Source organism: Streptomyces sp. MB09-02B, from assembly GCF_033794485.1.
Lineage (GTDB): Bacteria > Actinomycetota > Actinomycetes > Streptomycetales > Streptomycetaceae > Streptomyces.
On record NZ_JARGEE010000510.1, the window covers coordinates 1 to 5,705 of the forward strand.

Annotated in this window: 6 protein-coding genes; all 6 read left to right on the forward strand. The window is 70.9% G+C overall.

Annotation, left to right across the window (positions count from 1 at the left end):
- The coding region (locus tag P1P70_RS39315) for a serine/threonine-protein kinase (protein WP_319246401.1) at window positions 1-674 on the forward strand (674 nt) is incomplete at its 5' end.
- A 265-nt stretch (window positions 675-939) separates the two neighbouring features.
- Window positions 940-1,224, forward strand: coding sequence for a hypothetical protein (locus tag P1P70_RS39320; protein WP_319246404.1), 285 nt, complete (start codon window positions 940-942; stop codon window positions 1,222-1,224).
- A 177-nt stretch (window positions 1,225-1,401) separates the two neighbouring features.
- Window positions 1,402-2,751 (forward strand): hypothetical protein, encoded by a 1,350-nt coding sequence (locus P1P70_RS39325; protein WP_319246407.1) that lies wholly within the window; start codon window positions 1,402-1,404, stop codon window positions 2,749-2,751.
- 132 nt (window positions 2,752-2,883) lie between these two features.
- Window positions 2,884-3,645 (forward strand): vWA domain-containing protein, encoded by a 762-nt coding sequence (locus tag P1P70_RS39330; protein WP_319246410.1) that lies wholly within the window; start codon window positions 2,884-2,886, stop codon window positions 3,643-3,645.
- A gap of 1 nt (window position 3,646) precedes the next feature.
- Window positions 3,647-4,435, forward strand: a complete 789-nt coding sequence (locus tag P1P70_RS39335) for a PP2C family serine/threonine-protein phosphatase (RefSeq protein WP_319246413.1) — start codon at window positions 3,647-3,649, stop codon at window positions 4,433-4,435.
- Window positions 4,436-4,526: 91 nt separating this feature from the next.
- Window positions 4,527-5,693: a hypothetical protein gene (locus P1P70_RS39340; protein WP_319246416.1), complete on the forward strand. Its 1,167-nt coding sequence runs from the start codon at window positions 4,527-4,529 to the stop codon at window positions 5,691-5,693.
- Window positions 5,694-5,705: the final 12 nt, after the last annotated feature.

The window sequence follows — 5,705 nt, forward strand, 5'->3', positions numbered from 1 at the left end:
GCCCCCTCCCCGAGGCCCAGGTCCGCCCCCTCGGCGCCGGCCTCGTCGAGGCGTTGCAGGCAATCCACGCCGCCCATGTGATCCACCGTGACCTCAAGCCGGCGAACGTCCTGCTCGCCCAGGACGGCCCCCGCGTCATCGACTTCGGTATCTCCCGCGTGGACGGCGCCCCCGGCCTCACCCGCGTCGGTGTCGTGGTCGGCACCCCGCCGTTCATGTCGCCCGAGCAGATCCGCGGCGACCGGGTCGGCCCACCGAGCGACGTCTTCTCCCTGGGCGGCGTCCTGGTGTACGCGCTCACCGGCCGCCCGCCGCACGGCAGCGGGGAGGGCGTGCGCGTCGAGGTCGTGCGGGGAGAGCCCCGGCTCGACGGCGTACCACCGGGACTGCGGCCCGTCATCGCCCGCTGTCTGGCCAAGCGACCCGAGGACCGGCCCCGACTCGCCGAGATCCTGGCAGAGTTGGTGGAGGAGGAGACGCGCGTCGAGGTGTGGCCGCCGCCGCAGGTGGCCCGGACCATCGAGGTGCGGTACGAGGAGCTGAGGGAGCGTCATCTGCGTCGTACGACGAGCGAGTCCGTCCCCTCCTGTCTGCTGCTGCACGCGCAGACGCTGCTCGACGCCGGGTTGACCGACGCCATGGTCGCCGGGGCGGTGGTCCGTGACGGTTCCTGACTCCTACCCGGGCCGTGACTCCTACCCGGGCCGTGATACCTACTCGTGCCGTGACTCCTTCTCCGGTCGCGACGGTCGTGCCGGTCGTGACGGCCGCGACTCGTACCCGGGGCGTAACGCCGAGATATACGACCTGGGCACGCACTGGCGGCAGTTGGTGCAGAGCTGGGTGGCGCGGCGGAATTACCACACGGTGCATGACACCGTCTCCGTCTCCCTGCAATTCGATCTCCATGAGGCGGGGAGGATGGTCACATTGCGATTCATGACCACCAAGAGACTTCTCGTGGCCTTCGCGACGGACGGGAATTTCCTCCGGCAGGACCAACTCGCCATCGCCGCCGCCGCGTCGAACGCGTGGAATACCGAACAACTGAACCCCATGCTTTCCGTGTGGGATGTCCGAGGGCCTCGTCCCTGTCTCGCCGGAGTCTGTGATCTGCCGTTGACATGCCGGATCACCCAGGCGGACTTCGATGCTTTGGCCAACGACTGGGTGGAGCGAGCACGGCAGATGTTCAGTCGTTGCCATCAGGTGTTCAAGTTGTAGAAGTGAAAAGCATACTGATCGAACGTCGGCGTAACTCGCCGTAATTCCCTCGGCGGAATTCGCCAAAGCCTTCCGGCCGCCCGACTGCCTGCTCCACTATGGGATGGGCTTTTTCAGGGCCGCGGGGGCGTGCCTTTCAGGCCACGGGGGGTTGGTGCGATGGGTGCGATCGGGCGTTTGTCGTTTCTCGGTGTGCTGGTGGGGTTGCTGGTCGGGCTGGGCGGGCTGGTTCCGGTGGGGTCGTCGGTCGCGGACGACGACCCGTGTCCGGACGAGGGGTTCACGGAACGGCTCGCGTGCTGGGCCGGTCGGACGGCCGAGGGGCCCGTGGTGATCACTCTTGAGGAGCCTCTGGAATACGAGGACATAGGGGAGGGTCAAGACACCGTCCTCGATCAACTGAGCAAGACAGCCCACCCGGTGGTGGTGCTGGTGCCGGAGAACGCGCGCACGGGGCAGGGCGGCACGGCGTTGCTCCTCGCCGTCGAGGAACTGCTCATCCACCCCGACGCCACGATCGACCGGCTGACGGCACGGACACTGGACGACCTGGAGGCGAGCGGTGTCTGTGACCAGAAGAAGAACCAGATGTGCGGTCAGGTCGGCCCCGTCGAGGGACAGTCCACTCTCAAGGGTTCGCAGCTGGCCGCCTTCACCGCCAGTCCCGACGACAACAGCTTCACCACCACCGAGGGCGACAGCGACCGGAACCCCGGCTCCTCGAACGCGTCCGGCGCCACCGACGGCCAGGGCGCCGGTGACCAGGACGACAAGGGCCAGGACGACAAGGGCCAGGACAGCAAGGGCCAGGACAGCAAGGGCCAGGACAGCAAGGGGCGAGGGCAGGGACAGGGGCAGGGACCGGGCGGTGAGGACGAGGCGGACGACGCGGCCGGCACCATCGACGGCGAGGCCACCGGATCCGGCTACAGCAACGCCACCTGGACCGCCTTCTGGATGGCACTGCTGCTCGCGCTCCTGCTCCTCGCCTTCGTGATCGTGATCCGGCGGTCCCGGGGGCCGGTCGCCGTCGGTCACCGGGCACCGTCGCCGGGGCGGGCGGCTCCGGGGCGGGCGGCCGGCGTGCTCGGGCTGGTCGCGCCCACCCGGTCCGCCCCTCGGTCAGCGCCCCGGTCCGCGCCGGCGCACGCGGCGCGCGACGGGGGCGCCGACGTGGAAGGGAGCGGCACCGGCAGCGCGGGCGGCAGCGCGGGCGGCGAGGGAGAGAACGGGGACGAGAGCACCACCCGGCTGCGTGTCGCGTCCGGGCCTCGGTACGGGCGGCAGGTGGGAGGTCGACCGGCGCACGCCCGGAGCGCGACCGCGGTCGTCCGGACCGAACTGCACCCCCAGGGCTATGTCGAGGTCGACCGGGTGCTGCGCCGCGCGGTGTGGGCCGAGCCGGGGCGGCCGCCGCCCGCGCCCGGCAGTCTCGTCGACGTCACCGACGCACGGGAACGCGACTCCGACGTCCTGTACGCCTTCCCGCCGACGGCCGCACGGCACGCCAAGGGCACACCCAGGTGATCTCCACCCGGCGCATCGGCACGCCGACGTACGAGCCCATCAGCAACACCAGAAGCATCAGCAACACCAGCAACACGAGACGCATCAGACGCACCAGATGCACCAGAGCGCCAGAAGCACAGGGGGACGACGATGCACAGCGAATACCCGCCCACGCTGCCGGCCGAGTACGCCGACATCGAGTTCGAGAACAACGCCCAGCGCATGCCGCTCGTGCTCTGCCTCGACACGTCCAGTTCCATGGCGGGTCAGCCGATCCAGACGCTCAACAACGCGCTCGCGGAGTGGACCCGGGAGCTCCATGACGACGTCAGCCTCAGCTACAGCGTGGAGGTCGCCGTCGTCACCTTCGGCGGACAGGGAGTCGGCGCCTGGCGCGGACCCCAGCTGCTCGACCCGCGCACCCGGACGAGCCCCTTCATACCCGCGCACGCCTTCCAGGCACCGCAGCTCACGGCCGCCGGGGTCACCCTGATGACCGAGGCGCTGGAGCTGGCGATGCACATCGTCGCCGCCCGCAAGAGCGAGCTGCGGGCGTCCGGACTGCAGTACTACCGGCCGCAGATCTGCCTCGTCACCGACGGCCTGCCCACCGACCCCACCGGCCATCTCACCGACTCCTGGCGCCGGTTGGTCCCCGTCCTCGCCGAGGAGCAGCGCGCCCGCCGGTTCCGTCTGTACGCGATCGGGGTCGGCGGGATCACGGACATGGGGGAGTCGGTGCTGCGGGCGTTCGCACCCAAGTTCAACGCCCGGCTGCAGGGGTTCCCGTTCCGCGAGCTGCTCCAGATGATGTCCGCCAGTGCCAACGCCGAGCAGAAGGGGGCGGGGGACGAGGTGTTCGAGAAGATCTTCAGCCAGTTCAAGACACAGCGCCCGGCCTGGGAGGCGTGAGGTGAACGCCGCCCCGCCCTGGCGGATCCACGGCCTGAGCGTCGAGGGCTACCGGCACCGGCGCCAGGGCCTGCCCTGCCAGGACGCGTGCGCCGCCGCTGCCACGCCCTCCGTCGCCGTGCTCGCCGTCGCGGACGGGGCCGGCAGCCGGCCCCGGTCGGAGGAGGGCGCGCGGCTCGCGGTGGGGCTCGCCACGGACCACTTCGTACGGCGGGCCGAGGCCGCCGTGGAGGTACGGCCGGGGGAGGCCGTGCACGAGCTGCTGCGGGAGGGGTTGCGCGACGTCAACGCGGACTTCCTGGACCGGACCGGCCCCGACGCGCCCGATTTCGCGACCACGCTCACGGTGGTGGTGCTCGCGCCCGGCTGGCTCGGGCACGTTTCCGTGGGCGACGGGTTCGTCGTCGTACGGGCCGGGACGGAGGACGGGGAACGGCAGTTCCATCTGCTGCCGCAGGCCGCGGCGGCGAGCGAGTACAGCAACGAGACGGTGTTCCTGACCTCTCCGGACAGGGAGCGCTGGACCCACACCGAGTGCGTCCTCGATGACGGCGTCGACGGGGTGCTCCTCTCCACGGACGGGCTCGCGCAGGCCATGCTCAACCGGTCGGCCGACGGCGCGCAGTCACCGAACACCTCGTTCGCCGATGCCGTCTTCCGCTCCCTCGACTCCGCCGCCGAGGACGACCGCGACCCCAACCTGGCCGCCCTCCTGCGCTCCGACCGCCTCACCGCCCTCAACGCCGACGACAAGACCCTGCTGCGCGCGGTCCGCACGAACCGGCGGTGAGCGTGCCCCCTGCGCGCAGCCCGTGCCGCCGTGCCGCCGCCGGAGGCATCGGCGGTGACGACCGGCTCGACGAACACTCGGAGGTACGGCCATGAGCGGCCGCACGGTCTTTCTCGACGGTAGGCGGGTCACTCTGGCCGAGTTGCCGTTGAAGGGGGGTGGGCAGGCGGCCGTGTTCCCGGTGGAGGGGGACGCGACGATCGTCGTCAAGATCTACCGGGACACCCCGGGGCCGGACCAGGAACGGCGGCTGGCCCGGATGCTGACCATGTCACCGCTGGCCGCCCGGCCGACGGACGCCAGTCAGCCGCCGGAGCTGGCCTGGCCCACCGCGATCGCCCGGGGGACGAACGGCGAGTTCCTCGGCTACGCGATGCGCCGCTTCGGCGAACCCCGACACGTCCAGCTGGTCGGCCTGTTCACCCGGGTCCAGCGCCTCAAGCTGTTCCCGGCCCGGGCCGATTGGCGGTTCCTGCTCGGAGTCGCCTGGAACCTCGCCTTCATGACGGCCCGCATGCACTACGACAACCTCGTCATCGGAGACTTCAGCAGCAGCAATGTCGTCGTGGACGCCAACGGGTTCGTCACCTTCCTCGACTGCGACTCCATCGCCTTCACCGACCCGGTCACCGGCGAACTCTTCCCGTGCCTGATGCACACCACCGACTACTCGTCCCCCGAGCGGCAGAGGGGCGGGCCCGCGACGCGCCAGAGCGACGACTTCGCCCTGGCCGTCCTCGTCTACCAGCTGCTCACCGCCGGCAACCATCCCTTCGGCGGGGTGCCGCACGAGAGCGCGTCCGAGTCGACGGTCAAGGACAACATCGCCGCGAGCTGCAGTTATGTCGTGCGGCCCGAGCGGGTCACCATTCCGCGCGGCACGATCGACCCGTCCGTCCTGCCGACCGAACTGCTCGCCCTCGCCAAGGCCGCGTTCGGGCCGGGCGTCGAGGACCCCGACGCGCGGCCGCAGGCCGAGGCGTGGCTGCGGGCCCTCGACAAGGAGCGTGGTCAGGTGCGGGCCTGCACGGTGCGGCCCCTGCACACGTACGGCTCGCATCTGCCGACCTGCCCCTGGTGCACGCGGGCCGCGGTCACCGGGCACGACGTGTTCAACGGGCCCCGGCCGACGTCGTCGGCACCGGTTCCGCCGGTGGCTCCGCCGGATCAGCCGTCGTCTCCGTACGCGGCGTTGAAGGTGTTGGCGGTGGTGGTGGGGGTGGTGGTGCTGATCGTGATTCTGGCGAGTGCGGGGTGAAGGGGGCCGAGG

Excerpts from the sequence above, each read along its gene's own strand:
- P1P70_RS39320 (WP_319246404.1), top strand. The coding sequence starts at position 940 with ATGACCACCAAGAGACTTCTCGTGGCCTTCGCGACGGACGGGAATTTC.
- P1P70_RS39330 (WP_319246410.1), top strand. The coding sequence starts at position 2,884 with ATGCACAGCGAATACCCGCCCACGCTGCCGGCCGAGTACGCCGACATC.
- P1P70_RS39340 (WP_319246416.1), top strand. The coding sequence starts at position 4,527 with ATGAGCGGCCGCACGGTCTTTCTCGACGGTAGGCGGGTCACTCTGGCC.